Source organism: Pantoea septica (assembly GCF_002095575.1).
GTDB lineage: Bacteria > Pseudomonadota > Gammaproteobacteria > Enterobacterales > Enterobacteriaceae > Pantoea > Pantoea septica.
The window spans coordinates 65,041-87,323 of sequence record NZ_MLJJ01000006.1; the positions used below are offsets into that span (position 1 = coordinate 65,041).

The 22,283-nt window shown below is 59.7% G+C and carries 20 protein-coding genes; 3 read left to right on the forward strand and 17 right to left on the reverse strand.

The window, feature by feature from the left end:
• Positions 1-29: 29 nt before the first annotated feature.
• The 15 genes from cheZ to otsB form a co-directional block, all read right to left on the reverse strand.
• Positions 30-671 (reverse strand): protein phosphatase CheZ, encoded by a 642-nt coding sequence (cheZ, locus tag HA46_RS04685; RefSeq protein ID WP_033791314.1) that lies wholly within the window; start codon positions 669-671, stop codon positions 30-32.
• A 9-nt stretch (positions 672-680) separates the two neighbouring features.
• On the reverse strand, positions 681-1,070 hold the full coding sequence (gene cheY / locus HA46_RS04690; RefSeq protein WP_033749727.1) for a chemotaxis response regulator CheY: 390 nt from the start codon (positions 1,068-1,070) through the stop codon (positions 681-683).
• Positions 1,071-1,109: 39 nt separating this feature from the next.
• The gene (locus HA46_RS04695; protein WP_033791315.1) at positions 1,110-2,159 is read right to left on the reverse strand and encodes a protein-glutamate methylesterase/protein-glutamine glutaminase; all 1,050 of its coding nucleotides are present in this window, start codon (positions 2,157-2,159) and stop codon (positions 1,110-1,112) included.
• On the reverse strand, positions 2,159-3,031 hold the full coding sequence (gene cheR / locus HA46_RS04700; RefSeq protein WP_084882343.1) for a protein-glutamate O-methyltransferase CheR: 873 nt from the start codon (positions 3,029-3,031) through the stop codon (positions 2,159-2,161). The genes HA46_RS04695 and cheR overlap by 1 nt, the downstream gene beginning before the upstream one ends.
• Before the next feature lie 84 nt (positions 3,032-3,115).
• Positions 3,116-4,792, reverse strand: a complete 1,677-nt coding sequence (locus HA46_RS04705) for a methyl-accepting chemotaxis protein (RefSeq protein ID WP_033791316.1) — start codon at positions 4,790-4,792, stop codon at positions 3,116-3,118.
• 170 nt (positions 4,793-4,962) lie between these two features.
• A complete protein-coding gene (locus tag HA46_RS04710; RefSeq protein WP_084882346.1) occupies positions 4,963-6,621 on the reverse strand; it encodes a methyl-accepting chemotaxis protein in 1,659 nt (552 codons plus the stop codon).
• Positions 6,622-6,790: 169 nt separating this feature from the next.
• Complete coding sequence (locus HA46_RS04715; protein WP_084882348.1) at positions 6,791-8,470, reverse strand: methyl-accepting chemotaxis protein; 1,680 nt, start codon at positions 8,468-8,470, stop codon at positions 6,791-6,793.
• Between the two features lie 156 nt (positions 8,471-8,626).
• Positions 8,627-9,124: a chemotaxis protein CheW gene (gene cheW / locus HA46_RS04720; protein WP_033749739.1), complete on the reverse strand. Its 498-nt coding sequence runs from the start codon at positions 9,122-9,124 to the stop codon at positions 8,627-8,629.
• Positions 9,125-9,146: 22 nt separating this feature from the next.
• Positions 9,147-11,135: a chemotaxis protein CheA gene (gene cheA / locus HA46_RS04725; RefSeq protein ID WP_179944760.1), complete on the reverse strand. Its 1,989-nt coding sequence runs from the start codon at positions 11,133-11,135 to the stop codon at positions 9,147-9,149.
• A 10-nt stretch (positions 11,136-11,145) separates the two neighbouring features.
• Entirely contained in the window at positions 11,146-12,093 is a 948-nt protein-coding gene (motB, locus tag HA46_RS04730; RefSeq protein ID WP_033791322.1) for a flagellar motor protein MotB, read from the reverse strand.
• Positions 12,090-12,977, reverse strand: a complete 888-nt coding sequence (gene motA / locus HA46_RS04735; RefSeq protein ID WP_033791324.1) for a flagellar motor stator protein MotA — start codon at positions 12,975-12,977, stop codon at positions 12,090-12,092. Before motA ends, motB begins: the two co-directional genes overlap by 4 nt.
• Before the next feature lie 133 nt (positions 12,978-13,110).
• Complete coding sequence (flhC, locus tag HA46_RS04740; RefSeq protein ID WP_033791326.1) at positions 13,111-13,689, reverse strand: flagellar transcriptional regulator FlhC; 579 nt, start codon at positions 13,687-13,689, stop codon at positions 13,111-13,113.
• The gene (gene flhD, locus HA46_RS04745) at positions 13,690-14,040 is read right to left on the reverse strand and encodes a flagellar transcriptional regulator FlhD (RefSeq protein WP_033749748.1); all 351 of its coding nucleotides are present in this window, start codon (positions 14,038-14,040) and stop codon (positions 13,690-13,692) included. It lies immediately after the preceding gene.
• 969 nt (positions 14,041-15,009) lie between these two features.
• On the reverse strand, positions 15,010-16,446 hold the full coding sequence (gene otsA / locus HA46_RS04750) for an alpha,alpha-trehalose-phosphate synthase (RefSeq protein WP_084882351.1): 1,437 nt from the start codon (positions 16,444-16,446) through the stop codon (positions 15,010-15,012).
• A 5-nt stretch (positions 16,447-16,451) separates the two neighbouring features.
• Positions 16,452-17,231, reverse strand: coding sequence for a trehalose-phosphatase (otsB, locus tag HA46_RS04755; protein ID WP_033791328.1), 780 nt, complete (start codon positions 17,229-17,231; stop codon positions 16,452-16,454).
• 470 nt (positions 17,232-17,701) lie between these two features.
• Here otsB and pdxK point away from each other — a divergent pair, with 470 nt between their 5' ends.
• Both pdxK and HA46_RS04765 read left to right on the forward strand, forming a co-directional pair.
• Complete coding sequence (gene pdxK / locus HA46_RS04760) at positions 17,702-18,544, forward strand: pyridoxine/pyridoxal/pyridoxamine kinase (protein WP_084882354.1); 843 nt, start codon at positions 17,702-17,704, stop codon at positions 18,542-18,544.
• Between the two features lie 60 nt (positions 18,545-18,604).
• Positions 18,605-19,423: a substrate-binding domain-containing protein gene (locus tag HA46_RS04765; protein ID WP_084882356.1), complete on the forward strand. Its 819-nt coding sequence runs from the start codon at positions 18,605-18,607 to the stop codon at positions 19,421-19,423.
• Positions 19,424-19,489: 66 nt separating this feature from the next.
• Here the strand turns inward: HA46_RS04765 and HA46_RS04770 are convergent, their stop codons facing one another.
• The gene (locus HA46_RS04770; protein ID WP_033791411.1) at positions 19,490-20,050 is read right to left on the reverse strand and encodes an NlpC/P60 family protein; all 561 of its coding nucleotides are present in this window, start codon (positions 20,048-20,050) and stop codon (positions 19,490-19,492) included.
• Positions 20,051-20,219: 169 nt separating this feature from the next.
• Positions 20,220-21,131 (reverse strand): LysR family transcriptional regulator, encoded by a 912-nt coding sequence (locus HA46_RS04775; RefSeq protein ID WP_033791331.1) that lies wholly within the window; start codon positions 21,129-21,131, stop codon positions 20,220-20,222.
• A gap of 115 nt (positions 21,132-21,246) precedes the next feature.
• Here HA46_RS04775 and hpxD point away from each other — a divergent pair, with 115 nt between their 5' ends.
• Complete coding sequence (hpxD, locus tag HA46_RS04780) at positions 21,247-22,278, forward strand: molybdenum cofactor-independent xanthine hydroxylase subunit HpxD (protein WP_084882358.1); 1,032 nt, start codon at positions 21,247-21,249, stop codon at positions 22,276-22,278.
• The last annotated feature ends 5 nt before the right edge of the window (positions 22,279-22,283 follow it).

The window sequence follows — 22,283 nt, forward strand, 5'->3', positions numbered from 1 at the left end:
TGGCCAGTCTGAAAGCTGGCCACGCAGGGTTAAAACCCTAAGCTGTCCAGCAGGTCGTCGACCTGATCCTGGTTCGCCACCACGCCCGGTGCATCGGCGTGGATCTGCGGACCGTTCAGCAGGCTGGTGCCCTCCTGACGCTTCTCGGCGCTGACTTCCGGCATGTTCTCCAGCAGCACCATCAACAGCTGGCGCTCAATCTCCTGGATCACGTCCATCATGCGCTTGATAACCTGACCGGTCAGATCCTGGAAATCCTGCGCCATCATGATTTCAAGCAGCTGCTTGTTGGTAAAGGCGGTATGATCTGGCACTTCACTGAGGAATTCGCGCGTATCCGTCACCAACTCCCGCGCATCGGCCAGTTCAATCGGGTTCTCAAACCATTGGTCCCAACGCCCTTTCAGCTGGGTTGCCCCGGCTTCCATTTTATCCTGATGCGGTTGCGCCGCTTCGACGCAGTTCAGCGCACGGTCGGCGGCCTGCGCCGTCATCTGTACCACATAATCCAGACGATCGCGGGCATCGGGAATGGCTTCAGCCGCATCGGCGATGGCTTTATCCAGCCCCAGCTCGCGCAGACTGTCGCGCAGCATGCGCGTCAGAGAACCGATGCGAGCAATGATGTCGTGTGCCGAGGCATCCTCAGTTGGTTTCGGAAGGTCGCTCATCACATCTCCTTACATGCCCAGTTTTTCGAAGATCTTACCTAACTTCTCTTCCAGCGTAGCGGCGGTAAAAGGCTTCACCACGTAGCCGCTGGCGCCAGCCTGTGCGGCCGCAATAATGTTCTCTTTCTTCGCTTCCGCGGTCACCATCAGCACCGGCAGCTTGCCCAGCGCCGCGTCGGCGCGAATGGTCTGCAGCAGCTGCAGGCCATCCATGTTCGGCATGTTCCAGTCGGAGATCACGAAGTCGAAACCGCCCGCTTTAAGCTTGCCGAGGGCGTCTACGCCATCTTCCGCTTCTTCGACGTTATTGAAGCCAAGCTCTTTCAGCAGGTTACGCACAATACGACGCATCGTGTTGAAGTCGTCCACCACCAAAAAGCGCATGTTTTTATCAGCCATAATTACTCCTGTGTTATCTCGCCCGGCAGGACGGGCCTGTTAAATACGCAGTGCCTGTCCGGCGCTAATTTTTGCCAGCATATGCTGGCTGATGTTGCCTAAATCCACGACTTCGCTTACACCGCCGCTGGCGATGGCTTCTCGCGGCATTCCAAAGACCACGCAGGAGGCTTCGCTCTGCGCGATGGTCCAGGCGCCGGCGCGATGCATTTCCAGCATGCCCGCCGCGCCGTCGTTGCCCATGCCGGTGAGGATGACGCCCACCGCGTTACGTCCGGCGTTGATGGCCACCGATTTGAACAGCACGTCCACAGAAGGTTTGTGCCGGTTCACCGGCGGCCCTTCATTCAGTTTCACTACATAGTTGGCGCCGCTGCGCGCCAGCTCCATATGCATCGCGCCAGGGGCGATATAGGCGTGCCCAGGCAGGATGCGCTCGCCGTCCTCTGCCTCTTTCACGGTGATTTGGCAGAGCTTGTTCAGGCGATCGGCAAACGATTTGGTAAAGCCCGGCGGCATATGCTGGGTGATCATCAGCGCCGGACTGGTCGGCGGCAGCGGCTGCAGCACGTGGCGAATCGCTTCGGTGCCGCCGGTGGAAGAGCCGATGGCGATCAGCTTTTCGCTGCTCAGCAGCGGCCCGGCCTTTAAGGTTATCGGCGCCGGCATCATCGGACGGGCGTGCAGCTGCGCGCGCGCCGCCGCACGGATCTTGTCGGCGATCATCTGGCTGTAGGCCAGCATCCCTTCGCGGATGCCGAGCTGCGGCTTGGTAACGAAATCCACCGCCCCGAGCTCCAGCGCGCGCAGGGTGATCTCCGAGCCTTTGCCGGTCAGCGACGACACCATCACCACCGGCATCGGGCGCAGACGCATCAGCTTCTCGAGAAAGTCGAGGCCGTCCATGCGCGGCATCTCTACGTCCAGCGTCAGCACCTGCGGGTTGTACTGCTTGATTAAATCACGGGCGACCAGCGGATCGGGCGCTGTCGCCACCATCTCCATATCGGGATGACTGTTGATGATTTCGGTCATCAACTGGCGCATCAGCGCGGAGTCGTCCACGCACATTACGGTGATTTTGCTCATCATCTTTCCTTCGTCAGTCCATAGACGGTTTGTCCACGCAGCCAGAACTCTTTGCTGATCTGACTAAAGTTCTCTGAATGACCGGCAAACAGCAGTCCGCCCGGCTTCAGCAGGGGAACAAAACGGCGCAGAATCTTTTCCTGCGTCTCTTTATCGAAATAGATCATTACGTTGCGGCAGAAGATCGCATCGAAAGGCCCCGGCAGCGCCCACTCGTTCGCCAGCAGGTTAAGCTGGGCGAAGTTAACGCTGTTCGCCAGTTCCGGACGCACCCGCACCATGCCGCTATGCGGGCCGGTGCCGCGCAGGAAAAAGCGCTGCATTTGCTGCTGCGACAGCGTGCGCAGCTCTTCCTGCCGATAGACGCCGGAAATCGCCTTCTCCAGCACCTGAGTATCGATATCGCTGGCGTGCACCTGGAACTTGCCCGGACCGGCGCCCAGCGTTTCCGCCAGCGTCATGGCGATCGAGTAAGGCTCTTCGCCGGTCGAGGCGGCGGCGCACCAGACGTTAAAGCTGCCCGCGCGCTTGCGCGCGTGTTCCGCCAGAATGGGGAAGTGGTGCGCCTCGCGGAAAAACGCCGTCAGGTTGGTGGTCAACGCGTTGATGAAAGCCTGCCACTCTGCGCTGTTGACGTCGTTCTCCAGCAGCGCCAGATAGCGGCCGAAGTCGTCGATGTTCAGCGTGCGCAGACGACGCACCAGACGGTTGTAGACCATCTCGCGCTTGTGGTCGGCCAGCACAATGCCAGCGCGCTGATAGATCAGCTGGCTGATACGACGAAAGTGTGTATCCGAAAGCGGCAGGCGCTGCACCATCTGCGAGAGCAGCGTTGTCGCTTCGGTTTGATCCAGTAACGTCGATTTCTTCATTTCAGATCACCTGGCACTGTACTTAATTCATTAAATTCTGCTGCTATGTCGGGCGGCGTTGCCGCCCCCCGACCATCCAGGCGGTTAAAAGGTTTCCCAGTTGTCGTCGCTGCGAACAGCCGGCGCGCGGGAGGCCGCAGCCGGCGCGTCCAGCCGTAAACTTTTCGACGCCGTAGTTCTGTTAACGGCCTGGGCGACAAATTCTTTACCAATATTGAACACAGAAACTGCCTGTTTCAGTCGGCTGGCCTGATCTTCCAGCGAGGCGGCCGCCGAAGCGGACTCTTCCACCAGCGCGGCGTTCTGCTGGGTGACGCGATCCATCTCCGTCACCGCGAGGCCGACCTGATCGATGCCGCGGCTCTGCTCGTCCGACGCCGAGGCGATCTCGCCCATGATGTCGGTGACGCGCGTTACCGCACTGACGATGTCATGCATGGTCTCGCCTGCGCTCTCTACCAGCACCGAGCCGGTATCGACGCGCGCCACCGAGTCCTCGATCAGCGCTTTAATCTCTTTCGCCGCCTGCGCGCTGCGCTGCGCCAGGCTGCGCACTTCGCCCGCCACCACCGCGAAGCCACGGCCCTGCTCGCCCGCGCGCGCCGCTTCCACCGCGGCGTTCAGCGCCAGAATGTTGGTCTGGAAGGCGATGCCGTCGATGACGCTGGTGATATCGGCGATCTTCTTCGAGCTGCCCGCGATGTCGCTCATGGTTTTCACCACGCCGTCCACCACTTTGCCGCCCTTCTGCGCGGTTTCCGAGGCGCTCAGCGCCAGCTGCGACGCCTGACGGGCGTTCTCGGCGTTCTGCTTCACGGTGGCAGTAAGCTGCTCCATGCTGGCCGCGGTCTGCTCCAGCGACGCCGCCTGCTCTTCGGTGCGGGATGAAAGATCGTTATTGCCGATGGCGATTTCGCTGGCGCCGGTATAGATGGCGTCCGCGCCGTCGCGCACGGTGGAGACGGTGCGCGCCAGCTCCTGCTGCATCTCCTGCAGGGCCGCAAGCAGGTCGCCCAGCTCGTTGCGTACGCTACAGGTAATCGGCTGCGTCAGGTCGCCGCGCGCGATATGGCGGATATGCTCGATGCTCAGCTTCAGCGGGCCTATCAGCGCGCTGCGCATAACCGTCCAGACCAGCAGGCTGATCAGCAACGAGGCGATCACCAGGCCGATCGCCATGAGAATGGCGTGATTGTAAGCGGTGTTATTGGCGTCAACGCCCTGCTTCGCCAGCAGCTGGTTATGGCTCTGCCAGGCGTTGTAATCGTTTTCAAACTTATCCTGAAAACCCTGAGTCGGCTGGTCGACAAAGCCCTTAAAGTTACCGGCCGCGAGGAAGCCCGTCAGCTCGGTCAGCGCGTCGCGGTAGGCTTTATAGTTCGCCTGCAGCGTCAGCACGTTCTCGGCGGTTTTACCCTTTTCCGACAGGTTGGCGTTAAAGTCGGCAAAGCCCTGATCGGCAACCTTCAGCTCCTGGTTGGCCAGCGCGACCAGATCCTGCACCGTCGCGCCGGAACCAGCCTGCTGGCTGTCCAGCAGATAGCGGATGCCGGCCCGGTTCAGGGTATTGCGCGCCTGTACCAGGGAAACCCATGAGGTGCCCATCGCCTGCTGTAGCGTCGCGAGACGCTGGTTATAAGCAAAATTCTCTTTGTCGGCTTTTACCGTATTGAAAAAAGCGCTTCCGGAAACCAGCTGGAGCAGAACAAACAGCGCCAGCACACCCAGCAGCCCGGAGATAACGCGTACTCGATTAAACATAAACACCTCATTGGTTGGCGGATCTCACCTGTTATCGGCCTCAGCGTGGGGATCTTTATGCAGTAAGCGCGGGTTGGACCAGCAGGAGTGAAAATGAAAAACGCGCTTCATCGGCGCGGCAACGGGCGGGATTGAAAAAGCCCGCTTCCCTGCGGGCCGTGCGTTGCGGGTTAAAAGGTTTCCCAGTTATCGCCGCCCGCCGGCGCGGCCAGCGCCTTGCGTACCGGCGCAGCCGGCACCGCACGCGATGCCGCGCGAACCGCCTGTGCGGCGCGTGGGATGTTAAACACCGCCACCGACTGGCTGAGACGGCTCGCCTGATCTTCCAGCGAGGCGGCCGCCGAGGCGGACTCCTCGACCAGCGAGGCGTTCTGCTGGGTGACGCGATCCATCTCCGTCACCGCCTGGCCGACCTGGTCGATGCCGCGGCTCTGCTCGTCCGACGCCGAGGCGATCTCGCCCATGATGTCGGTGACGCGCGTTACCGCGCTGACGATCTCGCTCATGGTCTCGCCCGCGGTGCCCACCAGCTGCGAGCCGGTATTAACGCGATTCACCGAGTCTTCGATCAGCGCTTTAATCTCTTTCGCCGCCTGCGCGCTGCGCTGCGCCAGGCTGCGCACTTCGCCCGCCACCACGGCGAAGCCGCGGCCCTGCTCGCCCGCGCGCGCCGCTTCCACCGCGGCGTTCAGCGCCAGGATATTGGTCTGGAAGGCGATGCCGTCGATGACGCCGGTAATGTCGGCGATCTTCTTCGAGCTGCCCGCGATGTCGCTCATGGTTTTCACCACGCCGTCGACTACGCTGCCGCCCTTCTGCGCGGTTTCCGAGGCGCTCAGCGCCAGCTGCGACGCCTGACGGGCATTTTCGGCGTTCTGTTTCACCGTGGCGGTGAGCTGCTCCATGCTGGCCGCGGTCTGCTCCAGCGACGCCGCCTGCTCTTCGGTGCGGGCGGAGAGATCGTTGTTGCCCGCCGCGATTTCGCTGGCGCCGCTCAGAATGGCGTCGGAGCCGTCGCGCACGTTGCTGACGGTGCTGACCAGCGCCTGCTGCATCTCCTGCAGGCCGTTCGCCAGCTGGCTCATCTCGTTACGCCCTTCCACCACGATCGGCTGGGTAAGATCGCCCGCCGCAATGGTACGGATATGGCTCAGCAGCTCGCGCAGCGGCTGGATCAGCACGTGACGCAGCCCGAACCAGCAGGCGACCACCACGCCGATCACCAGCAGCGCTACCGCCGCCAGCAGCCACATCATCTGGGTGAAGGCGCGCTGGTTCTGCTCTGCGCCCTGCGCGGCGAGCGTGGTCTGCTTCGCGCGCCAGTCGCCGTAGGCTTCTTGCATCGTGTTCTGGGTTTGCTCGATATTGAAGCGGAACATGCCCTGCAGATCGCGCGCCTTCAGGCGCTCCAGCATTCCGGCCAGGCCGTCGTGATAGCTGGCATACTGCGCCTCAAGGCGGTCGCGCAGCGCCACTTCAAGGCCCGGCGTCGAAGGGAGATCGTAATAGACTTTGAAGTGGCGATCGGCCTGCGCCAGCTGCTGCTCTGTCTGCTTCACCAGTTCGTCTAACGCCCCGCCGTTCATCTGCGCCGCCGTGCTGCTCTGCAGCCGCAGCATGGCGCGGTTAAGGGTGATGCGCGTCTGGTTCAGCGCGATCCAGGCGTCGGTCATCGCCGTGACGTTGCTGGTGGAGACCTGCGCCAGCGCGAAGGCCTCTTTATCTTTCTGCAGCGCGGACCAGAAGAGTCCGCCCGACGTCAGCTGAAGCAGGCTAAAGATAGCCAGCACGGCAATCAGGCTGGTCACCACTTTGATTCGTTTCAACATATATTTTCCCGGGAGTCATAAAAAAACGTGCAGGCTCTCTATCGGCGCGCGGCCGCCAGATCTGAGCCGGTTTAACGGTTTTTAGAGTTATGTAGGTTTTTAAAGCGCGGTTTGACGCTGGAGGGTGAAAAGCCGGGCGGCTGCCCGGCAGAGTAAAGAGTGAAGCCGATCAGAAGGTTTCCCAGTTGGCGTCGCTGCCTGCCGCGGCCAGCGCCTTGCGCGGCGCGGCGGAGGCCGGGCTGAGCGCAGGCGCCGCGATCTGGGCGTGTCGGGTGCCGACAGCCGCTGCCGCAGCGCGCGGGATCTTGAAGACTGCCACCGACTGGCTCAGACGGCTCGCCTGCGACTCCAGCGAGGCGGCCGCCGCGGCGGACTCCTCGACCAGCGAGGCGTTCTGCTGGGTGACGCGATCCATCTCCGTCACCGCCTGGCCAACCTGGTCGATGCCGCGGCTCTGCTCGTCCGACGCCGAGGCGATTTCGCCCATGATGTCGGTGACGCGCGTCACGGCGTTAACGATATCGCTCATGGTCTCGCCCGCGGTGCCCACCAGCTGCGAGCCGGCATTGACGCGATTCACCGAGTCTTCGATCAGCGCTTTAATCTCTTTCGCCGCCTGCGCGCTGCGCTGCGCCAGGCTGCGCACTTCGCCCGCCACCACGGCAAAGCCGCGTCCCTGTTCGCCCGCGCGCGCCGCTTCCACCGCCGCGTTGAGCGCCAGAATGTTGGTCTGGAAGGCGATGCCGTCGATGACGCTGGTGATATCGGCGATCTTCTTCGAGCTGCCCGCGATGTCGCTCATGGTTTTCACCACGCCGTCGACTACGCTGCCGCCCTTCTGCGCGGTTTCCGAGGCGCTCAGCGCCAGCTGCGACGCCTGGCGGGCGTTTTCGGCGTTCTGTTTCACCGTGGCGGTGAGCTGCTCCATGCTGGCCGCGGTCTGCTCCAGCGACGCCGCCTGCTCTTCGGTGCGGGCGGAGAGGTCGTTGTTGCCTGCGGAGATTTCGCTGGCGCCGGTAAAGATGGCGTCCGAGCCGTCGCGCACGTTGCTGACGGTATGCACCAGCGCCTGCTGCATCTGGTGCAGGCTGGCGGCCAGCTGGCTCATCTCATTGCGCCCTTCCGCGTGGATCCGCTGCGTCAGGTCGCCCTGCGCAATCTGCTGGATGTGGGCGATATTGGCGTTCAGCGGGTTGATCAGCACGCGACGCAGGCCAACCCAGCATAGCGCGATAACCACCACCACCAGCGCCATGATGGTGCCGAGGATCCAGAGCATGCGCGTATAGGCGCTGGCGTTTTTCTCCACGCCCATCTCTGAAAGGTGCGCCTGGTTGGCGCGCCAGTCGGTATAGATCTTCAGGAAGGCGCTCTGGCTCGGCGCCACCGGCGCCTTGCCCGCCTCGGCGAGATTGCTCGACTGCAGCGCGGTTTGCAGCTGGGTCAACGCGGTCGCATAGACGCCATAGGCGTCCATCAGACGGTTGTTGAGCGCGGCGTCCTGTCCCGGGGTGTCCGGCGTGGTTTTAAACAGGTCGAAATTGGTCGCCGCAACCTGCTGGAAATGCTGGCTGTCGGTAAACAGCGAGGCGATATCCGGCGTGCTGCCATCCACTTTGCTGTTCGCAATGCGCAGCTGGATGCGCGTCAGCACGACGCGGCTCTGGTTAAGGCTCATATAGGCGTCGTTAAGCGCCTGCAGATTTTTACTGGCGAGCTGCGATACGTTGAAGCTGGTTTTATCATCGCTCAATGCAGAGAAGAACACTGCCCCTGAAAACGCCTGGAACAGGCCGAACATCAATAACACCAGCAGCAAGCTGGTGACGACACGAATTTTGGTTAGCATAAGGAAGCCCTGGAGAAGTAGGAGATCAAGCAGTAGAGGTATCGGCAGAACACGGGATATATTTAGCGCAAGGGGGGATAAATAAAATACGCTTGTTCTTGTTTTTAAAGGAAATAATAACGAGCCGGGTTAATCCCGGCTCGTGAAAAACAGGGCTTACGCGCTGCGCAGCGTATCCATCAGCGCCATCTCTTCGCTGCTCAGCAGCTTCTCGATGTCCACCAGAATCAGCATGCGCTCGCCGAGCGCGCCGAGACCGGTCAGGTACTCGGTCGACATGGTCACGGCGAATTCCGGCGAAGGACGGATCTGATCCTGCGTCAGCGACAGCACGTCAGAGACGCCGTCCACCACGATGCCGACCACGCGATGCTCCAGATTCAGCACGATCACCACGGTGTTGTCGTTGTACTCGACATCCGGCTGGGAAAACTTCACGCGCAGATCGATAATCGGCACGATGACGCCGCGCAGATTGGTGACGCCCTTGATAAACTCCGGCGTGTTGGCGATGCGCGTGACCTGATCGTAGCCGCGGATCTCCTGCACCTTAAGAATATCGATACCGTACTCTTCGTCTCCCAGCGTAAATACCAGGAACTCCTGGCCGACGGTTTCGCCGGCGATTTTGGTCACGGTTGCCATTCCAGTCATGTTTCTACCCTTTTGTTATCAGTCAGGCGGCCGCGCCGGCCACACGTTTTTCACGGTTGAGCGATTGCAGCGCCGACACGTCAACGATCAGCGCGACGCTGCCGTCGCCGAGGATGGTGGCGGCGGAGATGCCAGGCACCTTGCGATAGTTGCTCTCGAGGTTTTTCACTACCACCTGATGCTGGCCAATGAGCTGATCGACCAGCAGCGCATAGCGTTTGCCCGCGCTCTGCAGGATCACCACGATGCCCTGCGTCGCCTCGGTTTTCGCGCCCTGCACGTCAAACACGTTCCACAGCTCCACCAGCGGCAGGTATTCGCCGCGCACTTCCAGCACGCATTCGCCGCCTGCCAGCGGCTTCAGCTCTTCGCCGCGCGGCTGCAGGGATTCCATTACCGCGTTGAGCGGCAGGATAAAGACTTCGTCCGCCACGCGCACCGACATGCCGTCGAGGATCGCCAGCGTCAGCGGCAGCAGAATACGGATGGTGGTGCCTTTGCCCTGCTTCGAGGCGATCTCCACATGGCCGCCCATCTCCTGGATATTTCGCTTAACCACGTCCATACCGACGCCGCGGCCCGACACGTCGGTGACCTGCTCAGCGGTAGAGAAGCCCGGTGCGAAGATCAGCATGCCGACCTCTTCGTCGCTCATGTTTTCGCTGACCGGCAGGCCGGATGAAAGCGCTTTGGCGAGAATGCGCTCGCGGTTCAGGCCGGCGCCGTCGTCAGAGACTTCGATGCAGATGTTGCCGCCCTGATGTTCCGCCGACAGCGTCAGGTTGCCGGTGGCGACCTTGCCCGCCGCCAGGCGTTTTTCCGGCGCTTCGATGCCGTGATCCAGGCTATTGCGCACCAGATGCGTTAACGGATCGATAATGCGTTCGATCAGGCTCTTGTCGAGTTCGGTAGAGCTGCCGAGCAGCGTCAGCTCCACCTCTTTGCCCAGCTTGCTCGCCAGGTCGCGCACCAGGCGCGGGAAGCGGCTGAAGACATACTCCATCGGCATCATACGGATCGACATCACCGATTCCTGCAGATCGCGCGCGTTGCGCTCAAGCTGGCCCATGCTGTTCAGCAGATCGCCGTGCGCCACCGGATCGAGTTCGCCCGAGCGCTGCGCCAGCATCGACTGGGTAATCACCAGTTCGCCGACCAGGTTGATCAGCTGATCGACCTTCTCTACCGCGACGCGGATGCTGCTGGATTCGCTGGTTTTCGCGGGCGCGGCGGCGCGTTTGCCTTCGCGCTTCGCCACCGGCAGTTCGCTGACGCTGGCGCTCTGCACCGGCGCGGCCTCGGCGACCGGCGCAGGGGCGGCGACCGGCACTGCCTCCGCAACCGGCGCGGCGTCAGCGTCCGGGAAGCGGATCTGCGCCTCTTCGATCACGAAGCAGAGCACCGCCACGATGTCGTCTTTGCTGACGCCGTCGATGCTCGCCTCAAGGAAATCGCTGCCCTTAACCACGTTGCTCAGGCTGCCGAGATTGCCCAGCTCCTCCAGCATCAGATCGACCTCTTTCTCTTTCAGGTCGACCAGCTTCACGCGCAGGCCGCTGCTGGCTGGCGCGCTCTGCACGGCTGGCGCGGCGGCGACCGCGACCGGCGCGGCGACCGGCAGGCCTTTCGCCTCTAACGCCAGCTGGCGCAGCGCTTCGCAGATGTAGTTAAAGCTTTCCGCGTTCGGCTCCTGCGCGGTTTTATAGGCATCGAGCTGTTCCTGCATAATATCTTTGGTTTCCAAAAACAGGTTGATGATGTCGGTGCTGAGCTGCATCTCGCCGCGACGAGCACCATCCAGAATATTTTCCAGAATGTGGGTTGTTTCCTGCAAAACCGTAAAACCAAAGGTTCCGGCTCCGCCTTTTATCGAATGGGCGGCGCGGAAAATGGCATTTAGCTGCTCGGAGTCCGGCTCCTGGGGATCGAGCCCCAGCAGATGCTGCTCCATATCAGCTAACAGCTCATCGGCCTCATCGAAAAACGTCTGGTAAAAATCGCTGATGTCCATGCTCACGGGATCACCTCGGCTGTGAGGGGGCTGTTGTGGTTACCGGGCTGCTGCCTTGCGGCACAGGCGGCGCGGTAATCTTTTCTATGGCCGCCGGATCGCTCACCTGTACGGCGTCGCTCTCGGCGTTCTCTTTTTCAATCGCCGCTTCGGTGTCATGGTTCAACACCAGCAGGCTAATGCGGCGGTTAACGGCATCGTTACCGACGCGATTTTTCAGTTTCATGGTGTCGGCCATGCCGACCACGCGCAGTATTTTGCCGCCGTCGAGTCCGCCCATGACCAGCTCGCGACGCGAGGCGTTGGCGCGATCGGCGGAAAGCTCCCAGTTGCTGTAGCCGCGATCGCCATTCGCGTACTGGAAGTCGTCGGTATGGCCCGCCAGGCTGATGCGGTTTGGAATATCGTTAAGCAGCGGCGCAATGCCGCGCAGGATATCGCGCATATAGGGCTCGACTTCGGCGCTGCCGGTTTTAAACATCGGCCGGTTCTGGCTGTCGATAATCTGGATGCGCAACCCCTCTTCCACCATGTTGATGATCAGATGCGGACGCAGCGTTTTCAGACGCGGATCCGCTTCGATCAGCTGGTCCAGCTTTTCGCGCAGGCGATTCAGGCGAATGTCGTCGAGCTTGCGCTTCTGCTCATCCATATCCACGACCTTTTTCACTTCGCCCTTGATGCGCGTCGCGTCGTCGCCGCCGCCCGGAATCGGGCTTTCGCTGTCGCTGCTGCGTTTGCCGCCGGTCATCGCGACCTTCAGCGGCGTTTTAAAATATTCGGCAATCTGCACCAGCTCCTGCGGGCTGGAGATTGAGATCAGCCACATCACCATAAAAAAGGCCATCATCGCCGTCATAAAGTCGGCATAGGCGATCTTCCAGGAGCCGTGGCCGCCTTCGTGTCCTTTATGCTTGCGCTTTTTGACGACGATGATGGGACGGTTGCTGTTCTTCATGCAGTTTCGTCCGAAGTCTGTTTCGCCGGGTTCTTCGCGTTACGTACGTGCTCCTCCAGTTCGCTGAACGAGGGGCGCTCGGTGGAGTAAAGCGTCTTACGGCCAAACTCCACCGCGATCTGCGGCGCATAGCCGTTCAGGCTGGAGAGCAGCGTGACCTTGATGCACTGCATCATCTTGGTGGTTTCAGAGCACTTCTGGCGCAGCACCGACGCCAGCGGCGAGATAAAGCCGTACGCCAGCAGGATGCCGAGGAAGGTTCCCACCATCGCGTGCGCCACCAGCGCGCCCAGCTCCGCGGCCGGACGGTCCGCTGACGCCAGCGCGTGCACCACGCCCATTACCGCCGCCACGATGCCGAAGGCCGGCAGGCCGTCGCCGACGGCGGATAAACTTTGCGCTGGCACTTCGCATTCATGCTCGTAGGTTTCGATCTCTTCATCCATCAGCGCCTCGATCTCAAAGGCGTTCATGTTGCCGCTGACCATCAGACGCAGATAATCGGTAATAAAATCCACCAGCTGTTTATCGGCGAGAATACGCGGATAATTAGCAAAAATTTCGCTCTGTGCCGGATCTTCAATATCGCGCTCCAGCGACAGCATGCCCTGCTGGCGCGATTTGGCCATCAGGCGATAGAGCAGCGCCATTAAATCCATATAAAGGGCTTTATTATATTTCGAGCCGCGCATCAGCTTCGGCAGCGCTTTCAAGGTTTTTTTAATCGACTTGCCGTTGTTGCCGACGAAAAAAGCGCCAAGGGCGGCGCCGCCGATAATTAACAGCTCTGACGGCTGGTAAAGGGCACCCAGGTGACCCCCCACCAGCGCATATCCGCCCAACACGGATGCGACAACAATGATATAACCCAATAAGATCAGCACTAGAACATCCTTACGTCCGTAACGTGTTGGTGGAAGTTAAGCCAGAGAGCCGCAGGCGTTATTCAAATCGTGGGCAAAAAAAAAGCAGCGGGGGATACCCGCTGCTGGATGACTTTCCACGATGCGAACAAACTTAAACGGCGTGTTTAACCTGTTCATCCAGCAGTTGTGGAAAGGTATCGGCAGAATCTGCAGAAAGTTTACGTCTTTTTACCGCGCGCGACGGCGGCTGGCACAGGCTGCAGACAAAGCTGCCGACCGGCTGATGCGCATGGTTGATGAAACTGCCGCTGCAGCTTTTGCAGTCGGCCAGTTCGAGCATATTACTTTCAACGAATCGCACCAGGGTCCAGGCGCGCGTCAGCGCCAACAGCGGGCCCTCGTCCGATTGCGGACACTGTTCGAGATAGAGGCGGTAAGCTTTGATTACCGCGTCAACGCCGGTCGCCATGCCGGTTTTCAGCATAAACTGCCAGGCGTTGCAGAACATAGAAGCGTGAATATTCTGCTCCCACGTCATAAACCAGTCGGTCGAAAAAGGCAGCATGCCCTTCGGCGGCGGACTGCCGCGCAGCTCTTTATAAAGCTTAATTAAGCGGCCGCGACTTAACTGGGTTTCGCTTTCCAGCATTTGCAAACGTGCGCCGAGCGTAATTAATTCCATCGCGAGTTGAATATCGCGCGCTTCCTGAACAATGCTCTTTTCCGACATTTACATCGCCCTCTTCTTCGCCGGCGTCTCATCTTTAGAAACATTACGCAGTAAACGGCTTGATAATAAAATTCCGGTGTGGATTTGTTGTAAATCATCCACGCGAGATTCTTGCGTCAGGCGATTAATAATAGCGTGATCGTTAAAGCGAAACTGGCAAACCAACTGATTGGTTTCCGCTAACTTTACCATTTCCGGCAGAGTTAATTGCGACAATGCGTTAGCCATCTCTTCATCAATTCCGAGGCGAAACATTGCAGAAGCTTTTTCCTGGTTAATTAATCGCTGTGCAAGCAGTAAATACGACAGATTGATATCATAAATATGTTTTAGTAAATCAGATGTACCCATTTTTTCCATCCTGACAGACGCGACGTGAGAGCATCGCAGAAAAACCCTCTGCGTTACGGGTTGCTGGTTGTTAAATCTAAAGATGGCAAAAATTTACAGCCAAAAACCAAACGTACTCTGAAGCCTGCCTCATGTCCTGAACGACATATTTACAGTGTTAGTCAAAACCCCAGGGCCATTCTTTTTTAAATTATTGCGCTCTTCCGTGACGTCTTTTTACATTTTTTTAAGACTATTCCTAAAACAACGCAAATCTATCCCGTCTGATTTACACATACAACGACAGGACCGTGAAATTTTAGATAAAGTGTGATCTGCGTCACACTTTTAAGGCAAATTTTTTTCCTGAACCTTCAGTGACGCTTTTATTTTGTCTATTTTTTGCACAAAACAGCTTTGTTTCATTTATATTTCGTCCTAACAAAGGGCTTATTCCCCTTATGGACCCGATATATCTTTCATCGCGCATTCCGAGCGATCGATTATTTTTAACATTGCTTTTAACACCCTACAAGGCGCTACCCAAAACCCATAAGCCAGCATAATATGCTAAAAAGGCACATTGTTAATCGCTGGAAAATTAATTACTTAGGGCAAATATTTCCTGGAGTGCGTAAGCGAAGCGTAAAGAGAGATGGCGCGCATTCGTCGCGTTTTAACAACGAATCGTTAACCTTTAACAGTGGGCGTAAAGCAGAGAGAAGCAGATGTAACAATGTGTTACATTAGAAATATGAATGAATTGGGCATTTGACACTTTGATGAGTCACAACTATCGGCATTTCGCTGCCAGACTTTAGGCCTGCGTGCAGAAAAAAAGCGTTTTTCTTCTCGGCTGTGTGTTAAATCGGCAAATCGAATCCGCCGACATGGTCAGGTGATAACCCAAATCTTTAGCGGGACTGGACAGAGGAGAAGTGGAAAGGAACAAGATAAGCGGCGGCCCCTAAAAGCGGGCCGCCGTGAAAATCAGGCGAGTTTCGGGAAGGTCGCCACTTTATTTACCGTGCTGTGATCTTCGCTACGCGGCGGGAGAGCCCACAAATCCTTCAGGAAGCTCTCGCGCCAGTGAGTGATGTCATTCTTGCGCAGCACTGCCATCATGTCGTTGTAGCGCGAAATACGCTCGGTGCGCGGCATGGTCAGCGCCTTATTCAACGCCGCCGCCACTTCGTCGCGATCGTAAGGGTTAACAATCAGCGCCGAGGTCAGCTCGTTGGCGGCGCCCGCAAAGCGCGACAGCACCAGCACGCCCGGATCGTCCGGGTCCTGCGCAGCGATATACTCTTTCGCCACCAGGTTCATGCCGTCCCGCAGCGGCGTCACCAGTCCGACGTCAGTCAGACGGAAGATTTTCATCAGCAGACGGCGGTCAAAATGCTGGTTCAGGTAGTAGAGCGGCGTCCAGCCCAGCGTGCCGTACTTGCCGTTGATGCGGCCAGCTTCGGTTTCAAGCTGATGACGAATATCCTGGTAGGCCTGCACGTCCCCGCGCGAGGTCGGCGCAATCTGCGAATAGCGAATTTTGCCGCGATGCTCGGGGAAGTTTTCCAGCAGCGCTTCATAGGCCAGGAATCGCTCCGGCAGCCCTTTGGAATAGTCGAGGCGCTCGCAGGCGATAATGTTCTTCGCATCGCCCAGCTCGCGTTTCATCGCCGCCATTTTCGGCGGCAGCGGACCTTCAGCCATCTCTTTGATGCTGTCCGGCTCGATGCCGATGGGATAGACCTCGGTCATAAAGGTATTGCCGAACGCACGGTGCTTTTTATCGCCCATGTTCTGCAGCTGCGTAAGCTGGCTGATGCACTCCAGGAAGGCGAGGCGATCCGATTCGGTCTGGAAGCCCAGCAGATCGTATTCGCACAGCATCTCCAGCAGTTCCTGATGCGGCGGCAGCGCGTTGAAAATCTCCGGCGTCGGGAACGGGATATGCAGGAAGAAGCCGATGCGGTTATTAACGCCCTGCTTGCGCAGCTCGGCGGCAAACGGCAGCAGATGATAATCGTGGATCCACAGGGTGTCGTCCGGCTTAATCAGCGGCTTCAGGCGCTGCGCCAGCATCTCGTTGACGCGGCAGTAGCCGTCCCAGGCTTCGCGCTGGAACTGAACCAGATCGAGACGGTAGTGGAACGCGGGCCAGATAACGGTATTAGAGAACTGGCAGTAATACAGATCGTAATCGTTCTGGCTCAGCGGCAGCGCGGCATAGGAGATGCCGTCATGCTCTACCTGTACCAGTTCGTCTTCCTCTTCTCCGGAAAATTCGCTGATCTCCCCGTTCCAGCCAAACCACAGGCCGCCGGTGCTTTTCAGCGCGTCGAGAATGCCGACGGCGAGGCCGCCTGCGCTGGCTTTTTTCCCATCAGGAATGGCGATTCGGTTAGATACGACCACTAAACGACTCATAACCTTTACTCCTTACCGACATTGTCTTGTTTTATTTGTAATAGTAATCGCTCCAGCCACGCGTGAACCGCCTCGACGTCTGGCAGTCGATAGCGCGCCTGACTGGAACCTTGTCCAACCTTAACGGAAATGCCCTGCATGGCGTTTACGGCGATAAATCCTTTCTCATCCGTCAGATCGTCTCCGACAAATACCGGGATACGACCGGCAAAGGGCGCTTCGCGCATAAAGGCGCGCACAGCTTCGCCTTTATCGACTCCCTGCGGTTTGATCTCCACAACGCATTTCCCAGGCTGAAGCGCCAGCGCCGGAAAGCGTTTCACGGCCTGTTCGGCCAGATTAAGCACATCCTGTTCATGCTGCATCGCCTGACGGTAATGCAGCGCAAAGGCCATGCCTTTGGCCTCGAGTAGCGTGCCTGGCCAGCGCGCCATCGCCTCTTGCAGCTGCTGCTGCAATGCTTCGGCGACCGTTGGATCCAGGCGGATAAGATGCTGTTCGCCCTGCGCGTCGCGACGCTCTGCGCCGTGAACGCCCGCAGCGGGCGCGATTAACGGCGCGGCCAGCGCGTCGAGCTGTGAAACAGGTCGCCCCGACACCAGCGCCAGTGCGCCGTGACAGAGAGAGGCAAGCTGTTGCAGCTGCTGACGTACCTTTTCCGGGATGAAAACGGCGTCGGGCTGCGGTTGAATAGCGGCAAGGGTGCCGTCTACGTCAAAAAAGAAGGCATAAAGACCGCCGCTTAGCGCAGGAAGCGAGGCATGTTCATTCGCCGCTTGGGTCACGTGTCTTCTCCTGTAGTTGATTCGGGCGCGTACGATTCGCGGCTTGTCAGGTCAGAGGCCTGGCTCGTCAACGCGCCATTGCAGGATGTTTTAGCGAGGGTAAATGTCTGCGGGAGCAACAGCCGGAACGGCTGAGCGTGGGGTAAAGTGCAGGGCAAAAACTGCGGATACCAGCAAGTCACTTCAGATAAGACGCCACTACGTTTTAGAACCTTCACAGACATATCAACCTGACTGAAAACATCGTCGCGATTAAGTGTAGACGGCCTGGTCATATTTGCCAGTCGACACGGCATTATTTGTCTATTGTTAGCAGAATATCCTGCTTTTAACGCTTCGCTTAGCTTTGCGCCGTCCTTTGTCCGGCAAGGGCTGGAGGGGGTTAAGGGACACGACGCGACGAAGAGCCGCCTGCCGCTGGCCGTCTCGCACGCGTATACTGGCGAAAGAGTACTAACAAGGAGCGCAATATGTTTCAGGTTTCCGACGCCTCAGACGGCGAGATCATCGACGTCATCTCTGTTCAGTCTCAAGTGGTTTACGGCAGCGTAGGCAACAGTATCGCCGTCCCCGCGCTGCGACGTCATGGATTGCAGGTCGTTGCGGTGCCTACGGTGCTGTTGAGCAATACGCCCCACTATGCCAGCTGCTACGGCGGCGAAATCCCCCAGCCCTGGTTTGACGGCTATCTGACCGCGCTGGCCGAGCGGAACCTGGATAGCGCCGCGCGCGCCGTGGTGATGGGCTATCTGAAATCCACCGATAAGGCGGCGTCGCTGGCGCGCTGGCTGCGGCTGATGCGCGAGAAAAACCCGCAGATGCCGGTGATTATCGATCCGGTACTGGGCGATGACGACAGCGGTTTCTATGTCGATCCGCAGCTGGCGGTTCACTATCGGCAACAGCTTGCGCCGCTGGCTACCGGCCTGACGCCGAACCGCTTTGAGCTGGGCTGCCTGTGCGACGCGCCGCTGGAGAGCGACGCCGAGATTATCGACGCTGCGCGCTCGCTGCTCGGCGCGCAAACCCAATGGGTGGTGGTAACCAGCGCCACGCACGACGAGACGCGTCACAGCATGCAGGTGTTTTGCGTGACCGCGAAAGAGACCTTCGTCACCGAGCACCCGCGCTACGATAATCCGCCCAAAGGCACCGGCGATCTTTTTACCGCCGAGCTGACCGCCCGCCTGCTGCGCGGAGCGCCGCTGAGCCAGGCCGTCGAGCAGGCGAGCCTGTTCGCCCAGCAGTCGGTGCTGGCGACCCGCACGCTGGGCAGGCGCGAACTGCAGCTGGCGGCCGCAGAGCCATTGTGAAACAGGGGCCCTATCCTTTATGGTACAGAGACCTCTACTCACTTCAACAGGGTCTTCTGAATGTATAACAACACCTGTAAAACCATTGGCGTGCTGAGCCATGATTTCAGCCGTCCGCAGACGGCGGCGCTGCTGCAGGAAGTGAACCGGCAGCTTAATGCGCGCGGCTGCGCGGCGCTGCTGGTCGACGCCGCCGATGAGCGCGCGCGTCAGCTGGCGCCGCTGCTGAGCGGCGCACTGCACCTTTCCGGTCAGTTTAGCGACGCGTTTCGCGCCGCTGCCGGGCCGATTCCGCTGCTGGCGCTGGATGCGCTGAATCTGGATGGCTTTGCCGCCGGCGCGGAGATGGGTCGGCTGCTGCTGGCGCAGGGCCACCAGCGTTTCGGCTATCTGCAACCGTCGCGCTGCGCCGATCCCGCCCGCATCGACGGCTTCTGCAGCGTTCTAGCGGCGGCGGACAAACGCCTGGATCAGTCGCTCATCGCCGCCGACGCGAGCGATGAGCGCGACAGCGGCTATCAGGCGATGTTTGCCTATCTGAAGCGCGCCCGTGCCTCGGAGCGCATTCAGGCGCTGTTTTGCGACAGCGACCGGCTGGCATTCGGCGCGCTACAGGCGGTGCGGGACTTTGGTCAGGGGGCGCATGTCGCCGTGGTGGGATTCGGTGACTGTATTGAGGCAGGCGCCACGACCTGGCATTTGACGAGCTGGGCGCAGCCGCACGCGCTCCGGGTAACGGAAGCGCTAAACCGTCTGCTGCTCAATCGCGCGGAAGAGGACGGCGCCTGGCGTCGCGGCGAACTGCGGGTGCGCCACTCCCATCAGGGCAAAGCGGCGCTGGGCGAAATGGGCCAGTGCGGCTGCGCCGTTCGGCACTGATCAAAAAGCCCGCCGTGAGGCGGGCTTGAGGCGTTGGTCAGGCGGGCTGGCGTGCCGCAGATACGATTACTTACGCGCCAGCGTCATGCCGCTGCCTTTATTGAGGGTGATCTGCGCGTTGTACTCTTTCGGCAGGCGCCGCGCCTGATAGAAGACTTTTTGCCAGTAAGGATTATTCAGCTCGGAGCGCACCACGCCCTGGCTGACCGAGGCGTGGAAAAAGTGCTGGTCGGTATCATAGAAGCCGACGTGCATGCCGCCTTTGATGCGGAAAAAGACCAGGTCGCCCGGCTGCAGATCGCGCGGGGCGATGCGCTTGCCCATCTTCAGCAGTTCGGTGGTGGTGACGCGATCCATCGGCAGGTTAAAGCGATCTTTCAGCGTGCGCCAGACAAAGCCGGAGCAGTCGACGCCGGAAAGTTCGGTGCCGCCCCACTGATATTGCGTGCCGTGCCAGGTATGCATTTGATCGTGCAGCGCGGCAACAACCGGAATGAGATCGCCCTGATCCCCCTGGCCCTCATCGCTGACCTGCGTATCGTTCTGTGCGGATGGTTCAGTAGAATGGCGCGAGCAGCCGCCAAGCAGAAAAGCGGAAGCTAACACAAGCGTCAGCAGAGGTCGCAGAGTCATCATCGTGTAAGGTGTAACCCTAAGCAGTAAGCAGGTTGGCGTGGTAGAGGACTTATAGCCTAATAACGCTTTCCGCTAAACCTGGCTGGCTTCCGCTTTACGTTAATTTACAAAAAGTGCGACCTGCGCGCGCTATCCGCTGATTTTAAGGCAAATATTCCCCTTAACGCGACGCGTTGAGCGACTCGATCACGCCGGTCAAATGTTGAATTACCTGCTGAGCGGCGCGCGACAGCTGCCGCGCCGGCGCGCAGCATAATGCCAGCGTCAGCGGCCGCACGTTAGGGTCGCGCAGCGGCACAAAGCTTAGCGTCCCCCGCCCCACCTCGTCCATCACGTCGAGCAGGCTCAACATGCTGATGCCGCTGCCCTGCTTAATCAGCGACTTAATCAGGCGAATGTCGTTACAGGTAATGACGTTCTCCGGCTGCAGGCTGTGCCTCCTGTAGAGCATTTCGACCCGCTCATGCACCACCAGCGGCGCGCCGGGAATGATATGCCGCTCCGCGCTGAGCTGGCCGGTGGAGAGCGTCGCGTGCGCGCCAAGCGGGTGGCCGGCGGGCAGCACCACGCCAATCGGCAGCTCGGCGAAGGCCATCACGCTCAGCCCGGCCTGCGCCTGTGGCTCGAGCACCAGTCCGGCATCCAGCTCCGCCAGCCGCACCTGCTCGCCGATCTGCGCGCTGTCATGCACGCTGAGATCGAGCCGCAGCCAGGGGTGCGTCTGCGCAATCTGCGACAGTGCATCGGCAATCGCCCCTTCGTTCAGCGCCTGAATCAGCCCGAGACTGACATGGCCGCGCCGCAGCCCCTGAATCTCATCGAAGCGCTGGCGGGTGCGCTGGTACTCGCGCTGCCAGCGACGCAGGTCGTCCAGCAGCAGCTCGCCGGCGCTGGTCAGGCGCATGCCGTCAGGCAACCGTTCGAACAGCCGCATGCCCAGCTCCTCTTCCGCCTGCAGGATTTGCCGGTTGATCGCCGAGGCGGAAACATGCAGCCGTTCCGCCGCCTTACGCAGGCTGCCGCTGCGCGCCAGTTCGAGAAAGTAGTGAGAGAAGCGTGAAAAAGGGAGCATGAGCGACCTGTACTGTTTAACGCAACACCTTAGTGAAAAAACGATGATGGATCGTTGCACCCGCCTCTGTCCACAATGTTCGTAACTTCCCTTGCGCCTCAGACAGGTAATCGCCATGAAACAACCCTCGCCTCCCGCCCATTGCACCTTTGAACCTGACGACTGGCTGCGGCTGGCGCGCTGCTGGCATCCCGTAGCGCGTCTGTGCGACGTGGGCCCCGCGCCGATGAAAGCGGTGCTGCTTGACGAGCAGCTGGTGATCTACCGCATTAATGAGCAGATCGTCGCCGCGAAAGATGTCTGCCCGCACCGCGGCGTGCCGCTGACGCTCGGCTTTCACGACGAGCACGGCATTATCTGCCCCTACCATGGACTGCGTTTCGGCGAGGATGGCCGCTGTAACCGCATTCCCTCCAGCCCCAACCAGCCGGTACCCGCCAAGCTCAATCTCATTAACTTTCCCGTGGAAGTACGCTTTGGGCTGGTATGGGTCTGCCTCGCGCCGGATGCGGATAACCCCGCCGCGCTGCCGCAGATGCCGCACTGGGAGGACGCCGGCTTTCAGCAGATCACCTGTCCTCCTTTCGACGTCGCCGGCTTTGCCGGACGCCAGGTAGAAGGATTTCTCGACGTCGCCCATTTCGCCTGGGTGCACAGCGAAACCTTCGCCGATCCCGGCAATCAGGAGGTGCCGCCCTACAACCCGGTCGAGACGGAGTATGGCTTTACGGTGGATTACTGGAGCTCGGTTTCCAACTTCGCGGCGGGCTCCGATCGGCAGGCGCCGGAGGGCTTCCAGTGGCTGCGCCATTTTGAGATGCATCTTCCCTTTACCGCCACGCTGACGGTGCATTTCCCCGATGCCGCGCGCTTAGTGATTATGAACGCCGCCTCGCCGGTCTCGGCGCGTAAAACGCGGATGTTCGCGCCCATCGCGCGTAACTTCGACCTGCATATTCCGGTCGAGGAGGTGCACGCCTTTAACCATCGGGTGTTCGAGGAAGATCGGCTGATGGTGGAGACGCAGATGCCGGAACGCCTGCCGCTCGATCTGACGCTGGAGGCGCATATTCCCGCCGACCGCAGCTCTATCGCCTACCGTCGCGGACTGAAAAAGCAGGGCTACGGCGACTTCTTCCTGGTGTAGCGAGG

Bases quoted from the DNA above. Each gene is read 5' to 3' on its own strand.
- HA46_RS04775 (WP_033791331.1), bottom strand. From the start codon at position 21,131: ATGCTCCCTTTTTCACGCTTCTCTCACTACTTTCTCGAACTGGCGCGC.
- cheW (WP_033749739.1), bottom strand. From the start codon at position 9,124: ATGACTGGAATGGCAACCGTGACCAAAATCGCCGGCGAAACCGTCGGC.
- HA46_RS04765 (WP_084882356.1), top strand. From the start codon at position 18,605: ATGTATAACAACACCTGTAAAACCATTGGCGTGCTGAGCCATGATTTC.
- HA46_RS04710 (WP_084882346.1), bottom strand. From the start codon at position 6,621: ATGTTGAAACGAATCAAAGTGGTGACCAGCCTGATTGCCGTGCTGGCT.
- HA46_RS04695 (WP_033791315.1), bottom strand. From the start codon at position 2,159: ATGAGCAAAATCACCGTAATGTGCGTGGACGACTCCGCGCTGATGCGC.
- HA46_RS04715 (WP_084882348.1), bottom strand. From the start codon at position 8,470: ATGCTAACCAAAATTCGTGTCGTCACCAGCTTGCTGCTGGTGTTATTG.
- hpxD (WP_084882358.1), top strand. From the start codon at position 21,247: ATGAAACAACCCTCGCCTCCCGCCCATTGCACCTTTGAACCTGACGAC.
- flhD (WP_033749748.1), bottom strand. From the start codon at position 14,040: ATGGGTACATCTGATTTACTAAAACATATTTATGATATCAATCTGTCG.
- cheZ (WP_033791314.1), bottom strand. From the start codon at position 671: ATGAGCGACCTTCCGAAACCAACTGAGGATGCCTCGGCACACGACATC.
- otsA (WP_084882351.1), bottom strand. From the start codon at position 16,446: ATGAGTCGTTTAGTGGTCGTATCTAACCGAATCGCCATTCCTGATGGG.
- cheY (WP_033749727.1), bottom strand. From the start codon at position 1,070: ATGGCTGATAAAAACATGCGCTTTTTGGTGGTGGACGACTTCAACACG.
- motB (WP_033791322.1), bottom strand. From the start codon at position 12,093: ATGAAGAACAGCAACCGTCCCATCATCGTCGTCAAAAAGCGCAAGCAT.
- cheA (WP_179944760.1), bottom strand. From the start codon at position 11,135: ATGGACATCAGCGATTTTTACCAGACGTTTTTCGATGAGGCCGATGAG.
- cheR (WP_084882343.1), bottom strand. From the start codon at position 3,031: ATGAAGAAATCGACGTTACTGGATCAAACCGAAGCGACAACGCTGCTC.
- flhC (WP_033791326.1), bottom strand. From the start codon at position 13,689: ATGTCGGAAAAGAGCATTGTTCAGGAAGCGCGCGATATTCAACTCGCG.
- HA46_RS04705 (WP_033791316.1), bottom strand. From the start codon at position 4,792: ATGTTTAATCGAGTACGCGTTATCTCCGGGCTGCTGGGTGTGCTGGCG.
- pdxK (WP_084882354.1), top strand. From the start codon at position 17,702: ATGTTTCAGGTTTCCGACGCCTCAGACGGCGAGATCATCGACGTCATC.